The sequence below is a fragment of the Oribacterium sp. NK2B42 genome, from assembly GCF_000424445.1.
In the GTDB taxonomy this organism is placed as follows: Bacteria; Bacillota; Clostridia; order Lachnospirales; family Lachnospiraceae; genus Oribacterium.
On the sequence record NZ_AUJX01000098.1, the window covers coordinates 1 to 1,656 of the forward strand.

The 1,656-nt window shown below is 39.8% G+C and carries 1 protein-coding gene; it reads right to left on the reverse strand.

The genetic code is table 11. The features are described 5' to 3' along the window. Positions 1-100: 100 nt before the first annotated feature. Positions 101-1,363, reverse strand: a complete 1,263-nt coding sequence (locus tag G625_RS0114640) for an IS110 family transposase (protein WP_029201683.1) — start codon at positions 1,361-1,363, stop codon at positions 101-103. Positions 1,364-1,656: the final 293 nt, after the last annotated feature.

Genomic DNA, 1,656 nt, shown 5'->3' on the forward strand with positions numbered 1-1,656 from the left:
TAATGTGAAAGAAAGTAAAGGATAGCCAAAAAACAAGCATACTTAAACAAGCTATCCAAAGAATAGCTTTTATTAAAAAAATAGATTATTGAGATTAATGTTATGAAGCTATATTAGATTCCTTGATTATTCCCTCAGCAATCAAAAGCTTCATTGCTTGTTTGATAGCCTTCTCTTTCTGCTTTTCCTTGAGGGTTCCAGGCATATCAATTTTATAAAGATCGGTTGGGTTCCATACTTCGCCCGTAGATAACATATGATAGGCAGCTGTAAGGATCATCCTGGCGATTGCGATGATGGCACGTTTCTTACCACGACGTTTAAAAATATGCTCATATTTGACTTTGTAATAAGGAGACTTTTTGGATTTTACGGCTGAATGGGCGGCTTGCACCAATGCAGGTTTTAGGTATACACCGGCACGTGTAATCCGAACAGATTTCTTTTTACCTGCAGACTCGTTATTACCTGGAGTCAGTCCAGCCCAACAGCATAAACGCTTGGAATTAGAAAACTGTGACATATCCGTACCAATCTCAGAAAGAATTGTAATTGCAGAATTACGATCAACTCCGGGAATGGTACACAACAACTTGATAGCACTTTCATAAGGTTCGACCAGCGAATCAACCATTGAGTCTATATCAGCTATCGTAGACGTGATATAATCCATGTGAGCGTGGACAAGACGCATACGATATTTTTGGGAATCAGTCATTTGATACCCTTCGATGGACTCAATGACACTCTCGGACTTCTTCTTGAGCGAACGAAGTAGTCTTGAGGATATTTCTTCGTGGTTGATGGAATTGTCGGACTGTTTAAGAAGGTAGTCGATTACAGAGGTGGCTGATTTCCCGAAGATATCGGAAACAACTGAATCCAATGCGACGTTACAAACGGTAAGTGCATTCTGAAATCGATTTTTCTCACTGGTCTTACAGGAAGTCAGTTTATATCGATATCTCGTAAACTCTCTGAGAATACGGATTTCTTTACAAGGTATATAACTTCCCGGTACGAGCCCCAATCTGAACAGATCTCCGATCCACTTGGAATCCTTGGTATCATCCTTGTTACCTTTGACAGCCTTTACCCATTTGGGATTGGCGATGGTGACATTAATCTCGTCTTCCAAAAGGTTAAACACGGGTATCCAATATTTTCCAGTAGACTCCATACAGATATCGCGGCAGGAATTATCCAACAGCCATTTCTTAAACTCAAGAATCGAATTGTTAAAAGTGGAGAATCGTTTCTTCTGGTAAGAGGGTTGAATTCCGGAAGTGGTTTTGATTATTGTGGCAACGAGAAAAGATTTGTGAACATCGACGCCACAGCAGGTCTGATAAACAACTTTCATAGGCACAGCTCCTTTCTTTAAGAATAAAGAGAAGCCATTGACTGTTCCACCACACAATTAACAATAGTTAAAACAATTCTTAATGTACGGTCTAAGAGAGCCACTTATTTGTGCTTGAAAGGTAGAACTTACACTGATTAGTATGCCGTCTAAAACGAAAAAGTATTTACGACTCAAAGCCACGTGCTTTGTAGTGTAGCTTCTCGCTTTTATTATAAATACATACTAAAGGACGGTCGATACTTTCATATCTATTTGTGCCGCCGCTTGCCGGCGGCATGGAAATTAGTATG

What these genes read in the sequence shown, in the direction of transcription:
- G625_RS0114640 (WP_029201683.1), bottom strand. Translation starts at nt 1,363, where the DNA reads ATGAAAGTTGTTTATCAGACCTGCTGTGGCGTCGATGTTCACAAATCT.